At 67.8% G+C, this 21,614-nt stretch carries 22 protein-coding genes and 1 rRNA gene (1 of these 23 only partly in view); 15 read left to right on the forward strand and 8 right to left on the reverse strand.

The genetic code is table 11. The annotated features are described in order from the left end of the window. Positions 1–552, reverse strand: a complete 552-nt coding sequence (locus IGS68_RS00390) for a hypothetical protein (RefSeq protein ID WP_201076454.1) — start codon at positions 550–552, stop codon at positions 1–3. Positions 553–630: 78 nt separating this feature from the next. Beyond that, positions 631–1,353: a phosphonate metabolism transcriptional regulator PhnF gene (gene phnF, locus IGS68_RS00395; protein ID WP_201076455.1), complete on the reverse strand. Its 723-nt coding sequence runs from the start codon at positions 1,351–1,353 to the stop codon at positions 631–633. A gap of 120 nt (positions 1,354–1,473) precedes the next feature. Here phnF and IGS68_RS00400 point away from each other — a divergent pair, with 120 nt between their 5' ends. After that, on the forward strand, positions 1,474–2,610 hold the full coding sequence (locus IGS68_RS00400; RefSeq protein WP_201076456.1) for an alpha-D-ribose 1-methylphosphonate 5-triphosphate diphosphatase: 1,137 nt from the start codon (positions 1,474–1,476) through the stop codon (positions 2,608–2,610). A gap of 5 nt (positions 2,611–2,615) precedes the next feature. Here the strand turns inward: IGS68_RS00400 and IGS68_RS00405 are convergent, their stop codons facing one another. Genes IGS68_RS00405 through IGS68_RS00415 form a run of 3 tightly spaced genes read right to left on the reverse strand, consistent with a single transcriptional unit; the run spans position 2,616 to position 6,380 of the window. Further along, a complete protein-coding gene (locus IGS68_RS00405; protein ID WP_201076457.1) occupies positions 2,616–2,804 on the reverse strand; it encodes a DUF1289 domain-containing protein in 189 nt (62 codons plus the stop codon). Then, positions 2,792–4,723, reverse strand: a complete 1,932-nt coding sequence (gene mdoH, locus IGS68_RS00410; protein WP_201076459.1) for a glucans biosynthesis glucosyltransferase MdoH — start codon at positions 4,721–4,723, stop codon at positions 2,792–2,794. The genes IGS68_RS00405 and mdoH overlap by 13 nt, the downstream gene beginning before the upstream one ends. Positions 4,724–4,760: 37 nt before the next feature. Then, a complete protein-coding gene (locus IGS68_RS00415) occupies positions 4,761–6,380 on the reverse strand; it encodes an OpgD/OpgG family glucan biosynthesis protein (protein WP_201076461.1) in 1,620 nt (539 codons plus the stop codon). 372 nt (positions 6,381–6,752) lie between these two features. Here IGS68_RS00415 and IGS68_RS00420 point away from each other — a divergent pair, with 372 nt between their 5' ends. The 7 genes from IGS68_RS00420 to IGS68_RS00450 all read left to right on the forward strand — a co-directional run bounded on the left by IGS68_RS00420 (position 6,753) and on the right by IGS68_RS00450 (position 12,717). Beyond that, positions 6,753–7,292 carry an extensin family protein gene (locus IGS68_RS00420; RefSeq protein WP_247881110.1) on the forward strand — a complete coding sequence of 180 codons (540 nt, stop codon included), beginning with the start codon at positions 6,753–6,755 and terminating at the stop codon, positions 7,290–7,292. A gap of 476 nt (positions 7,293–7,768) precedes the next feature. Continuing rightward, a complete protein-coding gene (locus IGS68_RS00425; protein ID WP_201076465.1) occupies positions 7,769–8,293 on the forward strand; it encodes a hypothetical protein in 525 nt (174 codons plus the stop codon). Between the two features lie 112 nt (positions 8,294–8,405). Continuing rightward, positions 8,406–9,608 (forward strand): acetyl-CoA C-acetyltransferase, encoded by a 1,203-nt coding sequence (locus IGS68_RS00430; RefSeq protein ID WP_201076467.1) that lies wholly within the window; start codon positions 8,406–8,408, stop codon positions 9,606–9,608. A gap of 19 nt (positions 9,609–9,627) precedes the next feature. After that, on the forward strand, positions 9,628–10,047 hold the full coding sequence (locus IGS68_RS00435; protein ID WP_201076473.1) for a RidA family protein: 420 nt from the start codon (positions 9,628–9,630) through the stop codon (positions 10,045–10,047). Next, positions 10,041–11,180 carry an acyl-CoA dehydrogenase family protein gene (locus IGS68_RS00440; protein ID WP_201076484.1) on the forward strand — a complete coding sequence of 380 codons (1,140 nt, stop codon included), beginning with the start codon at positions 10,041–10,043 and terminating at the stop codon, positions 11,178–11,180. Before IGS68_RS00435 ends, IGS68_RS00440 begins: the two co-directional genes overlap by 7 nt. 161 nt (positions 11,181–11,341) lie before the next feature. Further along, positions 11,342–12,052 (forward strand): response regulator, encoded by a 711-nt coding sequence (locus IGS68_RS00445; protein WP_256445743.1) that lies wholly within the window; start codon positions 11,342–11,344, stop codon positions 12,050–12,052. Between the two features lie 62 nt (positions 12,053–12,114). Continuing rightward, positions 12,115–12,717 carry a 2-hydroxychromene-2-carboxylate isomerase gene (locus IGS68_RS00450; protein WP_201076486.1) on the forward strand — a complete coding sequence of 201 codons (603 nt, stop codon included), beginning with the start codon at positions 12,115–12,117 and terminating at the stop codon, positions 12,715–12,717. A 28-nt stretch (positions 12,718–12,745) separates the two neighbouring features. On the opposite strand, the gene IGS68_RS35280 is transcribed toward IGS68_RS00450, so the two are convergent. Continuing rightward, entirely contained in the window at positions 12,746–13,165 is a 420-nt protein-coding gene (locus tag IGS68_RS35280) for a DUF3775 domain-containing protein (RefSeq protein ID WP_203098717.1), read from the reverse strand. A gap of 165 nt (positions 13,166–13,330) precedes the next feature. Here IGS68_RS35280 and IGS68_RS35285 point away from each other — a divergent pair, with 165 nt between their 5' ends. The 5 genes from IGS68_RS35285 to IGS68_RS00475 all read left to right on the forward strand — a co-directional run bounded on the left by IGS68_RS35285 (position 13,331) and on the right by IGS68_RS00475 (position 18,345). Continuing rightward, a complete protein-coding gene (locus IGS68_RS35285; protein WP_247881111.1) occupies positions 13,331–13,684 on the forward strand; it encodes a potassium channel family protein in 354 nt (117 codons plus the stop codon). Further along, positions 13,648–14,580: a hydroxymethylglutaryl-CoA lyase gene (locus tag IGS68_RS00460; RefSeq protein WP_201076488.1), complete on the forward strand. Its 933-nt coding sequence runs from the start codon at positions 13,648–13,650 to the stop codon at positions 14,578–14,580. The genes IGS68_RS35285 and IGS68_RS00460 overlap by 37 nt, the downstream gene beginning before the upstream one ends. Before the next feature lie 20 nt (positions 14,581–14,600). Then, complete coding sequence (locus IGS68_RS00465; protein ID WP_247881112.1) at positions 14,601–15,986, forward strand: SLC13 family permease; 1,386 nt, start codon at positions 14,601–14,603, stop codon at positions 15,984–15,986. Positions 15,987–16,115: 129 nt separating this feature from the next. Beyond that, entirely contained in the window at positions 16,116–16,454 is a 339-nt protein-coding gene (locus IGS68_RS00470) for an acyl carrier protein (RefSeq protein ID WP_201076490.1), read from the forward strand. 202 nt (positions 16,455–16,656) lie between these two features. Then, on the forward strand, positions 16,657–18,345 hold the full coding sequence (locus IGS68_RS00475; protein ID WP_201076492.1) for a hypothetical protein: 1,689 nt from the start codon (positions 16,657–16,659) through the stop codon (positions 18,343–18,345). 43 nt (positions 18,346–18,388) lie between these two features. On the opposite strand, the gene IGS68_RS00480 is transcribed toward IGS68_RS00475, so the two are convergent. Both IGS68_RS00480 and IGS68_RS00485 read right to left on the reverse strand, forming a co-directional pair. Then, positions 18,389–18,850: a hypothetical protein gene (locus IGS68_RS00480; RefSeq protein WP_201076494.1), complete on the reverse strand. Its 462-nt coding sequence runs from the start codon at positions 18,848–18,850 to the stop codon at positions 18,389–18,391. Beyond that, a complete protein-coding gene (locus tag IGS68_RS00485; protein ID WP_201076496.1) occupies positions 18,847–20,289 on the reverse strand; it encodes a GMC oxidoreductase in 1,443 nt (480 codons plus the stop codon). Before IGS68_RS00485 ends, IGS68_RS00480 begins: the two co-directional genes overlap by 4 nt. A 393-nt stretch (positions 20,290–20,682) precedes the next feature. On the opposite strand from IGS68_RS00485, the gene IGS68_RS00490 reads away from it, so the two are divergent. Both IGS68_RS00490 and IGS68_RS00495 read left to right on the forward strand, forming a co-directional pair. Further along, positions 20,683–21,108 (forward strand): DUF1489 family protein, encoded by a 426-nt coding sequence (locus IGS68_RS00490; RefSeq protein ID WP_201076498.1) that lies wholly within the window; start codon positions 20,683–20,685, stop codon positions 21,106–21,108. A gap of 482 nt (positions 21,109–21,590) precedes the next feature. Continuing rightward, a 16S ribosomal RNA gene (locus tag IGS68_RS00495) occupies positions 21,591–21,614 on the forward strand; it runs 1,467 nt beyond the window's last position.

The following is a 21,614-nucleotide window of genomic DNA, read 5'->3' on the forward strand; positions in this document are numbered from 1 at the left end:
TCACTGCGCGGGACCGCTGAACCGTGGATCGTTCAGGAAGGGATTGTCGCGGTCATTGCCACCGCCCTGGCGTTCCCGGGCGGCCGCCCCCGGGTCGCGCGGATCGTCGTCGCGCTGGAAGCGGGGGTCGTTCAGGAAGGGGTTGTCCCGGTCGTTGCGGTCCATGGTCCGGTTGCGCTCGGCGTCCCGACGCCGTTCGGCGGCTGCCCCCAGGTCAGGCGGACTGATGTCACGCCGGACCGGAGGAGCCGGAACGAAGCGGTTGTCGCGGGTGTAGCGATGCCGATCACGGTCGCGCCGATCCCGGCGGCCGTATCGATCCCAGGGGTCACGCCGATCCCAGATGTCGCGCCGGGCATCCTGTTGCCGTTCGATGGCCGCCCCCAGTGCAACGCAGGCACGCCGGTTCCCGGCCTGGCAGGACCAGTGGAGATCCTCGACCTGGCTTCGGCCGGAATATCCACCCCAATCCGGGGAATAGCGTTCGCCGGTGGTCGGCACGCAGGCCATGACCAGAAGCGACAGGGCGACGATTGGACCGCGCGTGATCATGACATTGTCCGGAAATCAGGTGCTCGTTTACATGAACAACCGATCAAAATGAAAATTCCGCGATCGGGCCGTTACGGATCACCCGTCCACCACCACCTGCACCCGGTTTCCGGCGAAGCGCGCGACGCCGAATTCCAGCGGCCGGCCGGCGGGGTCGATGTTGACCGCCTCGGTCACCAGCACCGGGGTCGTGCGCGCGATCTTCAGGTGGCGCATCTCGTAGCTGTCGGGAAGCCGCGCCGTCACCCGCGTGGTCTTGCGGGTATAGTCCGGGACCCCCAGCCGGCGCAGCGTCTCGGTGATCCGGCCGGCCTCGTTGTACGTGGCGATCAGGTCGGGAAAGCGCGCTTCCGCGAAATAATGCGCCGCGATGCCGATCGGCTGGCCGTCGGCCAGCGACAGCAGCTCGACCAGCGATACCGGGTCGCCGACGGCCAGGCCCAGCGCCCTGGCCGTCGCGGCGTCGGCCGGAAGCACCGTCGCCCGGAGAACCTCGCCCGACGGCGTGCGCGCCTGCCGGCGGATGTTCTCGCTGAAGCGGGTCCGCTCCGTCAGCGGATAGTCGATCACGCCTTCCTGCACGAAGGTGCCGCGGCCCTGCTCGATCCGCACCAGGCCCTGGTCCTGGAGCAGGGCGCAGGCCCGCCGGACGGTATGGCGGTTGACGCCGAAGCGGGCGGCCAGTTCCTCCTCGGTGGCGAGACGGCTTCCGGGCGGGAAGGTGCCGCGCTCGATGTCCCCGTGCAGTTCTTCGGCGATCTGTCGCCACAGGGCGATTCCGGCGCCGCGGTCGAGGTTCATGTGGGCTGCATCCCCGGGGAAGGTTGCCGATATGGATTGTTTACAACATCGCCGCCGCTCCACATACTCGGGCAACGGCAGTCATCTAGATGAATCCCTTCATAGACGGTTCGCAAGGGCATGGAAACCAACATCACCAATGCCCGCATCGTCGGGCGCGATGGCATCGCGACCGGCAGCCTCTCGATCCGCGACGGCGTGATCGCGGCGATCGACGACTCCGCCGGAGACCTTCCCGGCGCGCTGGACTTCGAGGGCGATTTCCTGCTGCCCGGCCTGATCGAGATGCACACCGACAATCTCGAGAAGCATTTCTCGCCCCGCCCCGGCGTGACGTGGCCGTCGCCAAAGGCCGCGGTGATCGCCCACGACCTCCAGGTCGCGGGCGCCGGCATCACGACCGTGTTCGACGCGGTGTCGGTCGGCGACTACGACAGCGGCGGGGAGCGGCGGCGCATGCTGGCCGACGCGGTCTGGGCGATCGGCGCCTGCGTCGGTCAGGGGTTGCTGCGCGCCGACCATCTGATCCACCTGCGCTGCGAGGTCTCGGACGCCGGAGTGGTGGAGATCTTCCAGCAGTTCGCGGACCATCCCCTGCTGCGGCTGGTGTCGCTGATGGACCACACGCCGGGGCAGCGGCAATGGGCGGAAATGTCCAAGTACCGCCTGTTCTACCGGTCCAAGAACTGGACCGAGGCGGAGTTCCAGGCCCACCTGGACAGCAGGATCGAGAGCCAGCACCGCTACGCCCGCCTGCACCGCGACCAGATCCTGGAACTGGCGCGCCCGCGGGCATTGCGGCTGGCGAGCCACGACGACACCACCGAGGACCATGTCGCCGAGGCGGTGGCCGCCGGAATCACGATCTCGGAGTTTCCGACGACCCTCCAGGCTGCCCGCGCGGCGCGGCAATCGGGCATGCGGGTGATCATGGGCGCTCCCAACCTGGTGCGCGGCGGTTCCCATTCCGGCAACGCCTCGGCGGCGGAATTGGCGGGGCAGGGACTGCTGGACGGGCTGTCCTCGGACTATGTCCCGTCCAGCCTGCTCCATGCCGCGTTCCTGCTCCATGGCGTGGTCGGCATCCCGCTGCACCGGGCGATCGCCACGGTGACCGCCAACATGGCCGACATGCTGGGCCTGCCCGACCGGGGCGTGATCGAGCCGGGCCGCCGCGCCGACCTGGTCCGGGTCAGGCTCGACGGCGACCTGCCGGTGGTGCTGACGGTCTGGCGCGAGGGCCGGCGCGTCGCCTGATACCCCTACTTCTTCCTGTCCTTGCCCTTGAGGTGGGTTTCCCGGACCCTGCGGTTGATGGCGTCCTTCTCTTCGTCGGAGAAGGACTTCCACGCCTTCACTTCGGCCCGGGTGCGGCCGCAGCCCTTGCAGACCTTGTCGCTGTCGTACTTGCAGACGTCGGTACAGGGATTCTTGGTCTTCAGCTTTGCCATGACTCCTCGATGGCCGGCCGTTGCCCGTTCTTCAAGCCCCGGGGAGTCCAGTTCGTCAAGCTTTGCTCGATGATCGCGCTGGGCCGGGTCGGCGGCACCCGCATGATTTCCCTGGAGTCCATGTCGGAGGCGTCCATGTCGGAGGTCGGTTCCGACTCGGCCGCCGCCAGCCGGCGCAGCTCGGCCGGCGGATCGGTCTCCTCCGGCGTCAGGAACAGGCCGGCGCGGCGCGCCGCCTGACCGGCGTCGGTCCGGCTGGTCCAGACGGTCAGCCAGACCGACAGGACGAGGCCGGTGATGACCGGCACCAGCCACCAGAAGAAGTCCGGCGCCACGTTCAGCACCAGGGCGCCCCAGGCGAGGCCCAGCGCCACGTGCAGCCCGTTCCGTCCCAGCGCCTCGCGGAAGCTCAGGCCGCGCTCGCCGCGGGCCTGGGCGTTCCAGGTTACGCTGCGGCCCATCAGGGTCGCCACGACGAAATGGGTGTGGAACAGCATCATGGCCGGCGCCAGCAGCATGGAGAACAGCAGTTCCAGGAACGCGCTGGCTCCCAGCTTGCCCGCCCCGCCGAAACCACGCCGGAGCGCCGGGTCCGCCACCGTCAGGATCAGGCTGTAGAGCTTGGGCAGCAGCAGGATCGCGATGGTCACGCCGAACAGCGAGATCGTCTCCGCCATCTTCGAGACCGGCCAGTCCGGGAACAGGTTGTAGCCGGGCTGGAAATAGCTGTGGCCGGTCACCGTCTGGTGCAGGATGTCGATCGTGCTCAGCGTCAGGAGCAGCAGCCACAGCGGCGACGAGACATAGCCCAGCACGCCCATGATCAGGTGGAGCCGGCTCAAGGGATGCAGGCCGCGGGTCGGCAGCAGGCGCAGGTGCTGCAGGTTGCCCTGGCACCAGCGGCGGTCGCGCACGGCATAGTCGATGCTGTTCGGCGGCAGCTCCTCGAAGCTTCCGCCCAGCTCCGGCACGATCCAGACCTGCCACCCGGCGCGCCGCATCAGCGCCGCCTCGACGAAATCGTGGCTCAGGATCTCGCCGCCCAGCGGAGCCTTGCCCGACAGCACCGGCAGCCCGCAATGCTCGATGAAGGCGCCGGTGCGGATGATCGCGTTGTGGCCCCAGTAATTGCCCTCGCCCAGCTGCCACCAGGACAGGCCGCTCGCCAGGGCCGGGCCGTACAGCCGGCTGCCGAACTGGAGGATGCGGCCGAACAGGGTCTCCTGGTTCACCGGCGCCGGCAGGGTCTGGATGATGCCGGTGCCGGGGTTGTCCTGCATCAGCTTGGACAGGGCCACCATGGTGTCGCCCGACATCACGCTGTCGGCGTCGAGCACCAGCATATGGTCGTAGGCGGCCCCCCACTGGCGCAGGAAGTCGGCGATGTTGCCGGCCTTGCGGCCGGTATTGTCCTCGCGCCGGCGGTAGAAGATGCGGCCCTCGCCGCCGACCCGGCGGCACAGCGCGGCCCAGCCGGCCTCCTCGGCCGCCGCGATCTCCGGCTTGCGGGTGTCGCTGAGGACGAACAGGTCGAAATGCCGGTCCTCGCCGGTGCCCTGGAGCGAGCGCCAGGTCGCTTCCAGGCCGGCGAAGACCCGGTCGGGGTCCTCGTTGTAGATCGGCATGATGATCGCCGTCCGGGCGGTCAGGTCCACCGGCCTGGTGGGGTCCAGTCCTGCGGGGTCGCGCCCGATCAGCCGGACCAGGAAGCCCACCGTCGCGGTCCAGAACGAGGTGGAGATCCAGGCGAAGCTGATCGTGAACAGGGCGAAGATCGCCATCTCGATCGGGGTGAAGCCGTTGGCCCTGAGCACGTCGGCCATCAGGTACGAGGCCGCCAGCGTCGACAGGATGACCAGCGCGAAATAGAGCGTCCGGCGCCAGAGCGCCGTGCGCCGGAGTGTCTTGGCGTCGGACATGGGTGTTGTTTCCATCTGAAGGGCAGCTCTATCGGGATCAGGCGGGCGACCAGAGATAGACCCAGGTCTCGCTGATCGTCTGGCCGCGCAGGCGCAGCACGCAGCGCAAGTCGGCCGGCTTGCCGTCGGGCAGCAGGTCGAAGAAGACCCGCCAGCCGCCGGTCTCCCCGTTGCGGTGGGCGATCACCGGCCGAAGCTCGCCGGCCGTGGTCGTGACGACGGCCTCCACCGGCTGCTCGGGCCGCAGGGCTTCCAGCTCGCCGCCCTGGAACTCCAGCACGAAGTGGCGTCCCTCCTTCGGCAGGTCGGGGCGCCCCGGTACCCGCGCCGAGCCGATGCGGGTGGAGACCACGCGGGCCAGCGGCGGCTGCCCGGGGGTCTCCAGCACCGAGCGCAGGCGATAGGCGAAGTCCAGGCCCTCGCCGGCCCGGACCGGGCGCTCGGGCACCCAGTAGGCCGCGATGTTGTCGTTGATCTCCTCCTCGGTGGGGATCTCGACCAGCTCGACCCGTCCCTTGCCCCATTCGCCGACCGGCTCGACCCAGTAGCTGGGCCGCCGGTGGTAGAGCGATTCGAGGTCCTGGTAGTGGTCGTAGTCGCGGTCCCGCTGGACCACGCCGAAACGCCGCGGATTCTCGTCGCTGAACGAGCTGACCCGCAGGTCCCTGGGGTTGACCAGGGGACGCCAGATCCACTCGCCGCGCCCGGTCTCGATCTGCAGGCCGTCGCCGTCATGCACTTCCGGGCGGAAATCGTCGAAGGTGCGGGTCCGGTTCTCGCCGAAGAAGAACATGCTGGTCAGCGGTGCTATGCCCAGCTTGGCGATGTCGCGGCGCGGGAAGACCGCCGCCGTCACGTCGGCCTGGGTGTCGGTGCCGGGGTGCAGCACGAAGCGATAGGCTCCGGCGGCGCTTCGGCTGTCGAGCAGGGCATAGAGCGTCAGCTGGGTCGCGTCGGCGCCCGGCTCCTCGATCCAGAACTCCTTGAAGGCGGGGAAATCCTCGCCGCTCGGCGCCGCCGTGTCCACCGCCAGCCCGCGGGCCGAATTGCCGTAGATCTGGTTGCGGCCGAGGATCCGGAAATAGCTGGCGCCGAGGAAGACCGCCAGCTCGTCGGCATAGTTCGGGCGGTTCAGCGGATAATGGATCCGGAACCCGGCGAAGCCCAGGTCGGCCGGCAGGCTGCCGCCGAACGTATTGGCGCCGTAGTCGAACATGTCGGCCCGGTACTCGACCGGGCTGGCGAGGCCCTCCCGCAGCAGGTTGATCCGCACCGGACGCTGGTAGAGGAAGCCGAGATGGAAGAACTGGAGCTGGAACAGCTTGTCGCCGCGCCAGACCGCCTGGTCGGGCCTGAACCGGATGTCGCGGTACTGGTCGTAGGACAGGTCGCGCAGGGGCTGCGGCACCCGGCCCTGGTCGTCCGAATAGTCACGCCTCGCCAACTCGCGGGCGAGCTCCCGCACGGTGTCGAAGGTGAACGCGGGAGCCGGCGCGGCCGGCGCCCCCGGCGCGGTTTCCTGCTGCGGGCCGGCGTCCTGGGCCAGGCCGGGCCGGAACGGCAGCAGACCGGCTGCACCGGCGCCGGCCGTGGCGAGCAGGAACTTGCGGCGGTCGAGTCCCGGCGCGGGGCGCGGGCGGAGCGGTTCGTCGTTCATATATCCTGACTGGATCCGGTGATGGGCGCGGCGGCAGATCACGGCCCGCGCGCCCGGGAAGAAAAACACTCAACGCGGATAATTAGTCCCGGGATGCGTGACAAAAAAGGGCTGCCTCTGATTATGGCGCCGTTGCGGCCAAAGCATGGCGAGTAGCTGCGATGGAGTTTCCGGATCTGGTTGCAAGCCTCTGGACGACTATATGGTACCGCCATGGTCAGGTTCTTGCTTTTTCTTGTCGGCATCATGACGGGTGCTGCAGCTGCATTGATCTATGCTGGGTTGGTTACGGTGCCGCCTTCGTGGACGCCTTGGGGGCCGCTCGACCTGAGGGAGGAACCCGGTGCTTTCACGAGGATCCAGCTTGCCGGGTTGAGGGAGGAGCCCGGCGCCTGCTTCGCAGCGCTGGAGCAGGCCGGCGTCGGCGCGGTGCCCCAGCCGCAGCGGCCGGTCGAGAACGGCTGCGGACTGGTCGATACCGCCCGGGTCGGTCAGGTCGCAGCCGCCTACAGCAGCGCGTTCGTCGCGACCTGCCCGTTGATCGCGGCGCTCTACCTGTTCGAGCGCCATGTGCTGGACCCGGCGGCGCGCCGTCACCTGGGCACGGGCGTGGCGCGGGTCAACCATGTCGGCACCTACAACTGCCGGAACGTCTATGGCCGGACGGCGGGGCGGCGCAGCGAGCATGCGACCGCCAACGCGATCGACATCCGGGGCTTCGTCCTGGACGACGGCAGGATCGTTTCGCTGGCCCGCCACTGGAGCGACGCCCGGAGCGCGGAAGGGGCTTTCCTGCGGGAAGTGAACGACGGCGCCTGCCGGTTCTTCAACGCCGTGCTGGGACCCGACTACAACGCCGCCCACCGCGACCATTTCCACCTGGACATGGGACGCTGGCGCGCCTGCCGGTGACGATGCTGCACAGCAAAAAAACTGCGCCAGGCGACCAAGGCGGGGAAGCAGGACAGGATTTCGGCAATAAAAAAGCCCCGGCGCTGCCGAGGCCTAATCTTGGACTTTCTGGAACGACCTTCTTCTGGGCCGTCTGATCTAGTCTCAAGCTCCTTTTAAGAGCGTTTCTTCCCTGTTCGATGGCCGCTTTTGTTCAAGCGGTCCGTTTGGTGTGGGCGATTCTTAACAGAGTTCCGCAGCACTTTTAAACCGGCAATAAGTCATATGACTTTCGGCGCAGACTCCGTTCCCGGCCGATCCGGCCCTGTCGGCGACCGGCCCGAAGAAGGCCGCCTAAATCTTGCATATTAGGAGAATTTTTGTGATTTATGAGCCTTATTGATTGCTGGCGGATGGCGGGCTTCCACCGTCAGGATTCATGTCGTGATTTTCTGGTCGAAACAGGACCGCACGGTTTAGATTTGTTGAGGTATAGCATGGCTCGTCAAGGCCGGGCGGCGACCGCCGCCCCGTTGCTTTTCCTGCTGTTCGTCGGGCTTGCCGGTCCGGCGGCGGTCCCGGCCGTGGCGCAGCCCCTGCCGCCGTCGTCCGGTTCCAACGCTCCCGGCAACGGCGCCCCGGGCATTCCCCCCGACGTGCTGACGATCCCCCAGCTGCCGGTCCCGCCGAGCAGCAGCTTCGCGATCGACGACACCGTCCTGGTCGGCAACGACGACGACTGGACCGGCCAAGTGATCCTGAACGCTCCCTATTCCGTCATCCAGGTGACCCAGTTCTACCGGACCGAGATGCCCAAGATGGGCTGGGCGGAAACCGCCATCGTCCGCGCCCGCCGCACCTCGATCTCCTTCGTGCGAGACCAGCGGGTGGCGACGATCCGGATCAGCATCCAGAAGGACGACACCAAGCGGACCGACATCGACGTGGTGGTCTCGCCGATCCAGACCAAGCTGGCGCCCGGGGGCGGCGGCGCGTCGATCCCGCTGCCCCGCCTCAAGTAGGGCGGCCCGGTACCGGTTTCCCTCATCGATCGCTTGCGCGAAGGCGGCTGGTCGGGTCACATCGGGGCCTGACCGGCGGGACAGCCGGAGCGAACAACCGAGGGGGAATCCCATGACCAGCCGATATCCGGACGGTGACCCGATCGTCATCGCCGCCGCCGTGCGCACGCCCATGGGCGGATTCCAGGGCGAACTCGCCACCGCCACCGCGCCGGAACTGGGTGCCACCGCGATCCGCGCCGCCGTCGAGCGTGCCGGGCTGGCATCGGACCAGGTCGACGAAGTCATCATGGGCTGCGTCCTGCCGGCCGGGCTGGGCCAGGCGCCGGCCCGCCAGGCGTCGCTCGGCGCCGGCATTCCCGAGTCGGTCGGCTGCACCACCATCAACAAGATGTGCGGGTCCGGCATGAAGGCGGCGATGATGGCCCATGACCTGATCGCCGCCGGCACCAATGCGGTGATGGTGGCGGGCGGCATGGAGAGCATGACCAATGCCCCCTACCTGCTGGACCGTGCCCGAGGCGGCTACCGCATGGGCCACGGCCGGGTACTCGACCACATGTTCCTGGACGGGCTGGAGGACGCCTACGACAAGGGCCGCCTGATGGGCACCTTCGCCGAGGACTGCGCCCGGCATTACCAGTTCACCCGCGAGGCCCAGGACGCCTATGCGGTAGCCTCGCTGACCCGCGCCCGCACCGCGGTCGAGGACGGCACCTTCGACGCCGAGATCGCCCCCCAGGCCGTCCGGACCCGCAAGGGCGAGGCGACGGTGACCCGCGACGAGCAGCCGGGCAAGGCGGTGCCGGACAAGATCGGCACCCTGAAGCCGGCTTTCCGCCCGGACGGCACGGTGACCGCCGCCAATTCCAGCTCGATCTCCGACGGTGCGGCGGCGCTGGTGCTGATGCGCCGGTCCGAGGCCGAGCGCCGCGGCGTCACGCCGCTGGCCGCGATCGCCGGCCACGCGACCCACGCCCAGGCGCCGGGCTGGTTCACCACCGCGCCGGTCGGCGCCATGCGCAAGCTGTTCGACCGGGTCGGCTGGCAGGCCCGCGACGTCGACCTGTTCGAGGTCAACGAGGCCTTCGCCGTCGTCGCCATGGCGGCGATGCGCGAGCTGGACCTGCCCCACGACAAGGTAAACGTCCATGGCGGCGCCTGCGCGCTGGGCCACCCGATCGGAGCGTCGGGCGCCCGCATCCTGGTGACGCTGCTGGCGGCGCTGCGGAAGCACGACCTCAGGCGCGGCGTGGCGTCGCTGTGCATCGGCGGCGGCGAGGCGACGGCCATGGCGGTCGAGCGGCTGAACTGACGGAAGGCGGTACCGGGAAATGACGGCGCGCAGGCTGATTTCCGGCGGCTCGGAGTTCGAGCGGATCGCCGGCTACTCGCGTGCGGTGGTGGACGGCGACTGGATCTTCGTGGCCGGCACCACCGGGTTCGACTATGCCGCCGGCACGATCCCCGACGGCGTGGCGGAGCAGGCGCGCCAGACCTTCCGCACCATCGCGGCGGCGCTGGCCCAGGCCGGCGCCGGCCTGGAGGACGTGGTGCGGGCGCGCTACTACATCACCGACGCGTCCTATTGGGATGCCCTCCATCCCGTGCTGGGCGAGGTGTTCGGGGAGATCCGGCCGGCGGCGACCTGCGTGGTCTGCGGCCTGATCGATCCCCGCATGAAGATCGAAATAGAAGTGACGGCGCGGCGCGTCACGGATCAAGGTATGGACATGGGGCGGGAAACATGCTGATCACCCAGGAACAGGCCATGGTGCGCGACATGGCGCGCCAGTTCGCGGCCGAGCGGCTGGCTCCCTTCGCGGCGGAATGGGACCGCACGTCGAGCTTTCCGGCGGAAGCGCTCGCCGAGATGGGCAGGCTCGGCCTGCTCGGCATGGTCGTGCCGGAGGAGTGGGACGGCGCCGGCTCCGACTACGTCTCCTACGCGCTGGCGCTGGAGGAGATCGCCGGCGGCGACGGCGCCGTGTCCACCATCATGAGCGTCCACAACTCGGTCGGCTGCATGCCGATCCTGAAGTTCGGCACGCCCGACCAGAAGGAGCGGTTCCTGCGCCCGATGGCGCGGGGCGAGATGCTGGGCGCCTTCTGCCTGACCGAGCCGGAGGCCGGGTCCGACGCCGCGGCGATCCGCACCCGGGCGCGGCGGGACGGCAACCACTGGGTCCTGGACGGCACCAAGCAGTTCATCACCAACGGGCGGAACGGCGGAGTCGCGATCGTCTTCGCGGTGACCGATCCCACGGCGGGCAAGCGGGGCATCAGCGCCTTCATCGTGCCGACCGGCACGCCCGGCTACACCGTCGCCCGGATCGAGCACAAGCTGGGCCAGCGCTGCTCCGACACGGCGCAGATCGTGCTGGAGGGCTGCCGCCTGACGCCGGACCTGATGCTCGGCGAGGAGGGCCGCGGCTACGGCATCGCGCTCGCCAACCTGGAGGGAGGGCGCATCGGCATCGCCGCCCAGTCCGTCGGCATGGCCCGCGCGGCATACCGGCACGCCCTGGCCTATGCCAAGGAGCGGCGCAGCATGGGGGTGCCGATCATCGAGCACCAGGCCGTGTCGTTCCGCCTGGCCGACATGGCCACCCGGATCGAGGCGGCCCACCAGCTCGTGCTGCACGCGGCATCCCTGCGCGACGCCGGCGTCCCCTGCCTGAAGGAGGCCGCCATGGCGAAACTCTACGCCTCCGAAATGGCCGAGCGGGTCTGTTCCGACGCGATCCAGATCCACGGCGGCTACGGCTACCTGGAGGATTTCCCGGTCGAGCGGATCTATCGCGACGTCCGGGTCTGCCAGATCTACGAAGGGACCAGCGACATCCAGCGGCTGATCATCGGCCGGCAGATCGCCGCCGAGGACTGACCGTCCGATACGGCGGCCCGGAACGCCCCGATCCAAAAGGACGCACGCCCCGGGGTTCGACCGCTGTTGCGTGTCGATCTCATGTTGGCCTATCTCTTTCGGGGAGTAGGTCCGGGGCTTTTCCCGCGGCCTGGCGACATCGTCAATCCGGGCCGGGTATCGTGACACATATTCTTGCCGTCGATGACGACGAACAGGTCCAGGACATGCTCTCCGAGTACCTGACCCGGGAGGGCTTCCGGGTATCGCTGGCGGCGACCGGGGCCGCCATGGAGAGGGTGCTGGCGGCGGAACCGGTCGACCTGATCCTCCTCGACCTCAGGCTTCCGGACGGCGACGGGCTGGCGCTGGTCCGGCAGCTGCGGGCCGACAGCCAGCTTCCGGTCATCATCCTGTCCGGCAAGGTGGAGGCGGTCGACCGGATCGTCGGGCTCGAACTGGGCGCCGACGATTACCTCACCAAGCCGTTCGACCCGCGCGAACTGCTGGCCCGCATCAAGGCCGTGCTGCGCCGGGTGGGGGAGGGGGCCGCGCGCGGTGCCGACGGGCTGCGGGCCTCCGTCAGCTTCGCCGGCTGGCGGTTCGACCTGACATCGCAGCGCCTGACGTCGCCCGACAACCGCGACGTGGACCTGACCAAGGCGGAGTTCGCCCTGCTGGCCGCCTTCGTGAAGCAGCCCCAGCGGGTGCTGTCGCGCGACCAGCTGCTGGACCTGACCCGGATCGACGGGGCGGAAGTGTTCGACCGCAGCATCGACGTTCTGATCCTGCGCCTGCGCCGCAAGATCGAGGCGAACCCGAAGGAGCCCCAGATCATCCGGACCGAACGCGGCCTCGGCTACTCGTTCGACGCCAAGGTAAAGCCGGTCTAAGGGTGCTTGTCCCGGTCCGCCGAGCCCGATAGGGTGCTCGGAAAATCAGGGGAAACGCGCCGATGACCGCACCGATCGACTTCTATTTCGACTTCGCCTCACCCTACGGCTATCTCGCGGCCACCCAGATCGACGGGATCGCGGAACGCCATGGCCGCAAGGTGCGCTGGTGCCCGATCCTGCTGGGGGCGGTGTTCAAGGTCAGCGGCATGAAGCCGGTGATGGAGCAGCCGCTGCGCGGCGACTACCTGTCCCACGACGCGCCGCGATTCGCGCGGCTGCTGGGCGTGCCGATGACCATGCCGGCCAAGGTGCCGCTCAACGGGCTGGCGGCGTCGCGGGCCTATTGGTGGCTCGAGGGGCGAGATCCCGGAAAAGCCCGCGATCTCGCCAAGGCGGTCTATCACGCCCACTGGGGCGAGGGACGGGACATGACCACGGCCGATCAGGTAGCGGAAGCCGCGGGACCGCTGGGCATCGACGCCGCCGACCTGGCGGCCGGGATCCAGGACCCAGTGGTGAAGGACCGGCTGCGGGCGGAAACCGACGAGGCGATCCGGCGCGGCGTGTTCGGCGCCCCCTTCTTCATCGTGGACGGGGAGGCGTTCTGGGGTGCCGACCGGCTCCACCAGGTGGAGCAGTGGCTGGCGCGCGGCGGCTGGTAGCCGCCGCGCGCCAGCGGCATCGCGGGAATCAGAGCAGGTCGAGCTTGTACAGTCCCTTCATCAGGTAGTCGTGCAGGTCGGCCTTCTCCGCCATGGTGTCGATCGCCGTCTCGCTGGCGCTGCCGTCCGCCCGGGCCATCGCCTTGTCCCATTCGCCGGCCGCGAAATCGCCGCGGCCGACCCACATCACCGCCCGCAGCTCGATCTGGGCATCCTGCGGCAGGTCGGCGATCATGCCGCGCAGCCGCTGGTACTTGCCGCTGTCGTCCGCCGCCTCGACCACTTCCAGGCTGTCGAACGAGCTTGGGTTGCGCTCGCCCTTGGCTCGGGGCACCTCGTCGACGTCGGTCTGGTACGTCTTGTTCAGGATAAGGTCGCGGATCGCCCGGCACTCGTTGGAAAGTTCCGCGATCTGCTTGATCTGATCGATGCTCAAGTGGTTCAGCATGGTGTCCTCTGTCACTGGGGCAGGGCGGATCCGGCAAAGGCCCTACCCGGTAGAAGCACCCAACAGGGGAGGGCCGGGGCGGTTCCGGACACGGTGCCGCACTGGACCGGTCGGCTTGGCACGTATAGGAATCATCGGGGCGGGAAACCTCCCTGGTCCGGCGGCGTGCCCCGGGACATCACCTTTCCGGAGAGCCTCCACTTTTCCCTGGTCACGCCCAGCAGCGTGGGTTACGGCGATATCCAGCCGCATACCGGCTTCTCCCGCCTGATCACCGCGGCCGAGATCCTGCTGGGAATCCTGCTGCTGCCGTTCGGCTTCAGCGCGATCATCAGCCATCGGAACGACCGGCGCGGTGATCAGGCGGGAGATGCGCATTCGGCCGGCATACAAGGCGGCGGAGATCTGTTTCACTGCCGGAACCATCCATCGCGGATCGGGGCTCCAGCTCCGCATCGCGTTCGCCATGACGGAGGTCTGAAATGGCAAATCCAACGACCGGCTCCTTCACCGGGCTGAAGAGCCAGATCAAGATCGTCGAGGTCGGCCCGCGCGACGGTCTGCAGAACGAAAAGGGGATCGTTCCGGCGGCGGTAAAGATCGAGCTGATCGACCGTTTGACCGAGGCCGGCCTGCCGGTCGTGGAGTCCGGTGCCTTCGTCTCTCCCAAATGGGTTCCGCAGATGGCCGACACCGCCGAGGTGCTGGCCGGCATCCATCGCCGCGCCGGCGTCTCCTATCCGGTGCTGGTGCCCAATGCCAAGGGCCTGGAGGCCGCGATGGCCGCCGGCGTGGACGAGATCGCGATCTTCGGCGCCGCGTCCGAGTCGTTCAGCCGCCAGAACATCAACTGCTCGATCGACGAGAGCTTCGAGCGTTTCCGGCCGGTCGTCGAGACCGCGCTGCGCCAGGGCATCCGCGTCCGGGGATATGTCAGCTGCGTCCTGGGCTGCCCCTACGAGGGGCCGGTCGAGCCCGGGGTCGTGGCCGACGTGTCCGAGCGCATGATGAAGCTCGGCTGCTACGAGGTCTCGTTGGGCGACACGGTCGGCGTCGGCACGCCGGGGCAGGCGCGCGACCTGATCGACACCGTCGTCCGGGCGGTGCCGATCGACCGGCTGGCGGTCCATTTCCACGATACCTACGGCCAGGCGCTCGCCAACATCCTGGCGACCCTGGAGGCCGGGATCGGCGTGATCGACAGTTCGGTCGCCGGCCTGGGCGGCTGCCCCTACGCCAAGGGCGCCGCCGGCAACGTCGCGACCGAGGACGTGCTCTATATGCTGAACGGCCTCGGCATCGAAACGGACGTGGACCTGGACCGGGTCGCCGCCACCGGCGTCTGGATCTCCGAACGGCTCGGGCGGCCCAACGCCTCCAAGGTCGGCCGCGCCATGGCGGGAGCCGCATCCTGAGCGTCCTCGCTTCCGGCCGGGTGCGCCGGCCGCTGCCCGTCGCCCCCGTCCTGGCCGCCTTCGCCGCGATCCTCGCCGCGCTGCTCGCCCTGGTGCCGGCCCTGTTCGGGCTGGAGCCGCCGACGGGGCGGGCGGCCGGGCTGGTGGTTCTCACCGTCGGGCTGTGGGCCACCGGCGTGGTCCCCGAATTCGTGACCGCCCTGGTGTTCTTCACGCTGGCCATGCTGGCGCGGATCGCGCCGCCGGACGTGATCTTCGCCGGATTCCAGTCGACCGCCTGGTGGCTGGTGTTCGGCGGCCTCGTGGTCGGAGTCGCGGTGACCCGGACCGGACTGGGCGAGCGGCTGGCCAGGACGCTGGTGGATGCCCTGGCCTCGTCCTATCCCCGGCTGATCGCCGGGGTGGTCGCGATCTCCGGCGGCATCGCCTTCCTGATGCCCTCGACCATGGGCCGGGTCGTCCTGCTGCTGCCGATCGTCCTGGCCTTGGCCGACCGCGTCGGGTTCGTTGCGGGGCGGCGCGGACGGACCGCCATGGTGCTGGCCGCGGCGTTCGGCACCTACATGATCCCGGCGGCGATCCTGCCGGCGAACGTTCCCAACATGGTCATGGCCGGCACGGTCGAGACGGTCTTCGGGGTGACCCTGACCTATGGCGGCTATCTGTGGCTCCACATGCCGGTGACCGGCCTGCTGAAGGGCGTCGTGCTGGTGGCGCTGCTGTGCAGGCTGTTCCCCGACCGGCCCGATCCAGCTGCCGGGGAGCGGGAACGGCGGCCGCTCTCCGCGGCGGAGCGCCGCCTGGCGGCCATCCTGGTGGTGACGCTGGGGTTCTGGACGACCGACTTCCTGCACGGCATCTCACCCGCCTGGGTCGGGCTGACGGCGGCCCTGGTCTGCCTGATGCCGGTCAGCGGCCTGGTGCCGGCGGCGGAGTTCAGCCGCTCGGTCAATTTCGCCTCGCTCATCTATGTGGCCGGCGTGCTGGGGATGGCCGCCCTGGTCACCCATAGCGGGCTGGGCGCTGTGCTCAGCGCCGGGCTGCTCGCGGTCATTCCCCTCGAACCCGGGGCGGATGCGCTCAACTTCGCGTCCCTGACGGGGGCCGCGGCGGCGCTGGGCGTCATATCGACCATGCCCGGCCTGCCAGCGATCCTGTCTCCCCTGGCCGGCGAACTGGCGGGCGCCACGGGCTGGCCGCTGGTGACGGTCATCATGACGCAGGTGGTGGGCTTCTCGGTCGTCTTCTTTCCCTACCAGGTGCCGCCGCTGGTGGTGGCCCTCCAACTCGGGAATGTCCGGGTCGCCGAGGCGCTCCGCCTGTCGATCCCGCTGGCACTGGTCACCCTGGCGGTCCTGACGCCGTTGAACTTCCTGTGGTGGCGCCTTACCGGATGGATTCCCTGACCTAACGCCTAGCGTCTTTACTGCTTTTGTCCGATCGGGCTGACAACTTTTTTTAACGGAATTGCGCTAACCTGTTGTGAATTCGATCCGAACGAGGCCCCGCTGTCCCGGCGTGGGTTGATGGAACCCATGTCGAGATCCACAGAAGACGTCAAGAACTGGATGAACATGTTCCGCTGGATCGTGAAGCTGATCCGGGACGAGTTCGGTATCGACGAGAAGATCCTGGTCCGGACAGCCACTCTCGAGACCGACATGGGGCTTACCATCGAGCAGGTCGAGCAGGTGCTGGAGTTCATCGCCGAAAGCTTCCAGATCAGATTTCCCGAAGGCACGCTCGACGAGATCGTGAAGCTTGAGGAACTGTGCATGCTGGCGAGCTGGATCAAAGGCTACTACAAGCGGCCGGAATTCATCTCCGACGCGTTCGAGGCCCATTGCCGCGGCATCAACCAGATCGCCGCCTGATCCCTTGGAACTCGGCTCGAAGGTGTTGGGTCATCGCCCTTCGCCTTACGGACCGCCCTGATCGCGACGGGCCTGTCTAATCCGGGCGAGTTCGACGGATATCCCTATTCATGGCAACCGATGACCGGTGTTCCGCGTAGGATCGCGCGTCTGACATAATCGCGGGACCGCAATGCGGACTGATCCCCTGACGCCGGCAATCATGACACGTGAGAGCGTCATGGCGCGGTCGCCGTTCCCCGAGTTGGCGCTGGCCCTCGGGACGCAGTTCGTCATGATCGTGCTCATCACCCGCCTGGTCGGGGTCCATGCCTGGGACGACGGAGCGATCACGCTCGCCTACTCGCGCACCTTCGCGGAAAGCGGCCTCATCGCGCTCACGTCCGTTTCGGAGGTGGTCGAGGGATACTCCTCCACCGCGTGGTTCCTGATCAACGCCGCCATGGCGCTTTTCCGGCCCGGCTTCGAAGGGGCGATCCACGCCTCGCAGATGGCGGCCGGACTGTTCCTCGGCGTCGCCACCGTCCTCGTCTGGCTGATCGCCCGGCATCTCGGCCTGCGCCCGCGGACCAGGCTTGCGATCCTGCTCGTCTTCTCCCTGTTCGGGCCGGCGGTGTCGGAGGTGTCTAACGGCATGGAGATGACGCTTCTGACGGCCACGGGGCTTGCGCTGTTCCATGCGCTGTACGTTCGGGAGAACCGTCTGCTCCTGGCCGTGGCCATCGTCGTCTTTCTGACCGCCCGCTTCGAGGCGATGATCTATTACGCGGCGCTGCTGACGCCGCTCCTCCTCCGGGGGCGGTACAGAAGCTTCATCCTCCTGGCGGCCGCCGGCATGGCGGTCGTCGGCCTGCATGCCATCGTCCGGTACTCGGTTTTCGGGGACGTCTTCCCGAATCCCGTACATGCCAAGATGCACGTCCCGTACAGCCTGTCCGGCCTCCAGGGTGTCAAGCTCCGCCTGATCGCCGCCGTCGAGATCACGGCGACGCTGTTTCCCATGGTCCTGGCGGTGTCGGCACTGCTCATCATCCCGTGGAGCGGGCTGTCCGGTCGGCTCCGAGCTCTGGGATCTGCGCGGAACGACGTGCTTGCCCTTGCGGCCCCGGTCGCCGCCGTCGTGCTGTTCGCCATCCTGATCGGGAAGAACTGGGGCTATGTGGGCCGGATGCAGTTCCTCGCCCTGCCTTTCGTCCTGCTCATCTTCGGGCTCGTTTACGACAGGCTGGCGGACCCGGCCCGGACGGTTTCCGCGCGCCCGGCCCTGGTCGCGGTGTGCGCCCTCACGATCCTGTTCAGCTGGATCGTCAGCGCCAGGCAGCCGATCGCCCAGATGGCACGGACCTTGTCCGGCGGCGGCGGCGAGGTCGCGGAGGCCTACGGCACGACTCCCGAGACCTATCGCAGGACCGGGCTCGCGGTCGATCACCTCAGACGGCTGCTCGGTAGGGACATGATCACCTTCGCCACCCCCGACGTCGGCGGCCTCGCCCTGTGCTGCGATCGGATCCGCGTCGTGGACCTCGGCCTCCTGGCGAGCCGGAAGCTGGCGAGGCAGGGTTACGCGGCCCTGCCGGCCATCCTGGCCGAGGAGCGGCCGGATGCGATCGAGGTCCATCAGCACTGGGGCGTGAACTCGAAGATCTACGCGATCCCCGAGTTCCGAAACGACTACCAGCCGGTGGTCGTCGACCGCACGCGCTTCTACCTTCGAAACGAGCATGCGGAAAAACTGATCGGGGAGCGGCGGGCGCAATGGTGTGCCGTCGAGGAGGCGGCTTGCGCGGCGTCGGCTCTCCGGACCCACCGCTACGTCAACTCCGTGACGAAACTCGACGACGCCGCCTTCCTCGAAAGGAAAAAGGTCCTGATGGTCGGTGAAGTCCCCTGACCGGATGGACGCACCCTCGGTCTTGAACGACCCAGACCCGCCGTCAGGCGTCGAAACGGGCCAGGGGATTCATGCAGGGATTGACCAGAGGGTCGGCGTAGGCGACGTAGCTCACCACCGGCCCGGCTTCGGGCCCGCGAAGGAAGAAGTCGGTCGACAGTAGGAACATGTTCATGACGCTGTTCTCGAACGCCGCAAGCTTGTCCCGTACGCCGCCCGGAAGGCGGTCCCTCAGCTGGTGGCTGAGGCTCACGCCGGGCATCGATCCCGCCAGGCGCAGCAGCCAGACTTCCTCCGGGGCTACCTTGTGGGTGAGGTAATCCGACGCGAAGCGGCTGAGATCGTCCTCGGTCACCTGGATATCCGGGAAGCGGTCCCGGAGCACGGCGCGGATCAGGGCTTCCGCAGGGTCGATGTTCTTCGCCACGACTCCGCCGACCAGGCCGGTGACGGCGACGACGGCCCCGCCTCCGACGAGCAGGGCCCTTCGGGACAGCCGCATCATGAGGAACGCCCTCCGGGGCGATGCAGGTGTTCGGCGGCGCGGAGCGCCAGCGCGCTGATGGTGAGGGACGGATTTGCCGGGGCGCCGGTCGGGAACGCTCCGCTTCCCACGACGATCAGGTTGCGGACCCGGTGGTGCACCAAGTCGCCGTCGATGACGCTGTCGGACGGGTCGTCGCCCATGACCGTGGTGCCCAGGACATGCGCCTCCGTGACGTTGACGGGCCGTTTGATCTCCACGCGCTCGACCGGCAGCTTTTCCAGGATCCTGGGCAGCGCCTCGTCCAGCGCGGCAATGCCCCGCATCGCGTAATCGCTCCGGGATTCGAAGTGAAGGACGGGTTTGTCCGGGTGCTCGGTCGAGAGGGCGACGCGGTTCCGTTCCAGGGGCAGGTCCTCGACGATGCATTTCAGCAGCTGGATCTGCCTCCAGCGGCCGGGCTCGTTGCGGAATTCGGGACGGTTCCAGCTCTCGATCAGGCAGGCTCCGTACCGGGACCGGTGCGGCCCGTCATAGAGCATGTAGCCGTGACCGGTGATCGACGTGCTTCCCTGGAAATTATCCACGCCGTCCAGATACACCAGCGCGTCGACGGACGTCTGCTCGTGCAGGCGCCGGCCGAGGAGCGGGTGGTCGAGGCCGGATTTCATCAGGATGAACGGGTTGAATATGGCGTTGGCGCCCAGCACGATCAGATCGCCCCGCGCGGTATGCTCGGCTCCGTCCCGGCGATAGACCACTCCGGTCGCCATCCCGCCCGTTGTCTCGACGGCGAGCGCTTCCGCCCGGAGCAGCAGGGTGACGCGATCATCCCGGTACAGGCCGGCCAGGTCGTTGGCTACCGTGAACTTGGCGCTGATCGGGCAGAGATTGCAGACGGCGTTGGCGCAGCAGGCCGCCCGCGACTCCGTGGCGACCCTGGCCCGCGCCGTCGGCTGCGGAAACCAGCCGTCGGGGTACGCCGCCTTCAGCAGCCGGTCCGGGTCGGTGAAGCGGTGGGGCGGCTGGGGGTAGGCCTTTGAGCGGGGAAAGGGCGTGCCGGTGTCGGAACCGGAAATCGCCATGATCTCCTCGGCTTCCTGGTACCAGGGTTCCAGCTGGTCGTAGGAGATCGGCCAGTCGCGCCCGACACCGTACAGGCTTTTCAGCCTGAAATCGTTGGGCATCATGCGCGGCGTACACGCCCACCAGCAGTTCGAGCCGCCGCCGAAGCCGATGGTGAAGCGCCACGCCTTGTCGGGCATCCCCTGCTTGAGGAAAGTGGCGGTATGGTCGATGTCGGAATTCCGCCGCTCGGCCACCTGCCAGTTCGTGTCCTGGCTCCCTCCGCGTTCCAGCACCAGGATGCGCGCATCGCTCCTCGCGTGCTGAAGATATTTGTGCAGATAGAAGGAAGACCCGAAGCCGGTTCCGACTACGATCAGGTCAAAGGACGTCATCAAGCCTCGCTCTGCCAAGTCCGCGTACCGTACGGCTTCCCGTCGGGCCTGATCGGCCGCGGCGGATCATAGGAGGCGATGCGTCGGCTGGATAACGATATTTGCCGAACTCCACGGATTATGCTCCCAAGACCGGAGAACTACTACCACGGTTCCGTGATCATCATCGCCACGACCGGAAAGATTGGTGGGCGAAGTGTTCTATCGGGTAGAGAGTCGGTCGTGGCATGCTCCCGTTCACCAGGAACCATGCAAGGTCACGGTCGCCGCTCGGCACCTTTCCCCAAGGCTCGAAACGGGCACATATCTGTTTACTCGCGCGCCCCCTGTATCCGGCGGCACGGTATGCTATCTGGTGCTGGTCACACGATCATCGCCAGCTTTTCGGACTCCATGCCCATTCACCTGATCAAACTGGCGGTCGGCATCAGCGATCCCGACCATCTCGCCGAAGTCCAGCAGGGACGGCGGTTCGTCCGCGACGGCGTCGCCGTCGTTCCGGCGTACACCCGACGCAAGCCGAGGCGGCCCGACGAGGTCACGGACGGCGGGTCCATCTACTGGGTCATCAAGGGCCAGGTCCGCTGCCGGCAGCGGGTGCTCGATTTCGAGATGATGGACGGCGACGAAGGGGAGACCTGGTGCCGCATCATCCTGGACCCCACGCTCGTCGCGACCCTGCCGCAATCCAAGAAGGCGTTCCAAGGCTGGCGCTACCTCGAGCCGGACGCGGCACCCCCCGACCTGGACGACGCAGGGCCGGAAGGGGAGTTGCCGCCCCATATCCTCGCCGAACTGCGGGAACTGGGCTTGGCCTGACCAGGGGGTGTCACGCGCCGGTCAAAAAAACTTCACCCCGTGGCAGCTTTTTCTGTTGCGGGCCAAAACCGCCGGGTCTATATACCGCCTCACCGAAGCGCTGGTGGCCGACGCCGCCGACACGCAGAGGGATCAGCCCACCGAGGATGGATCGAACGACGCGCTGTAGCGCGTCGAAATTCTGTCTCCGGGTTTAAGGTTGAGGCAAGAGTTTCGGCCCATTTTGCAAATGGGCCTGTGGTTTCGGTTCTCGAAATCGCCCGGATCTTTGACAAGTTGATCGTATGAGAGAAGGGATGCGCAGGCGGCGGCGCGGTATGGCCCGGTTCGGGGCACATATCGGAGCTGTTAGTCGAGCATCCTGGAAGCTACGCAGAGAATCACATGGTTCAAAGCTTAGGTTCTCGGGACTGTCTTGGGTGACGGTTCCCGTTGATCATCGCCGGTGTTCGGGGTTTCGGTCCCGGCAGTGGCGGTGAGTTCAACCTGAGAGTTTGATCCTGGCT

This window comes from Skermanella sp. TT6, assembly GCF_016653635.2.
GTDB lineage: Bacteria > Pseudomonadota > Alphaproteobacteria > Azospirillales > Azospirillaceae > Skermanella > Skermanella cutis.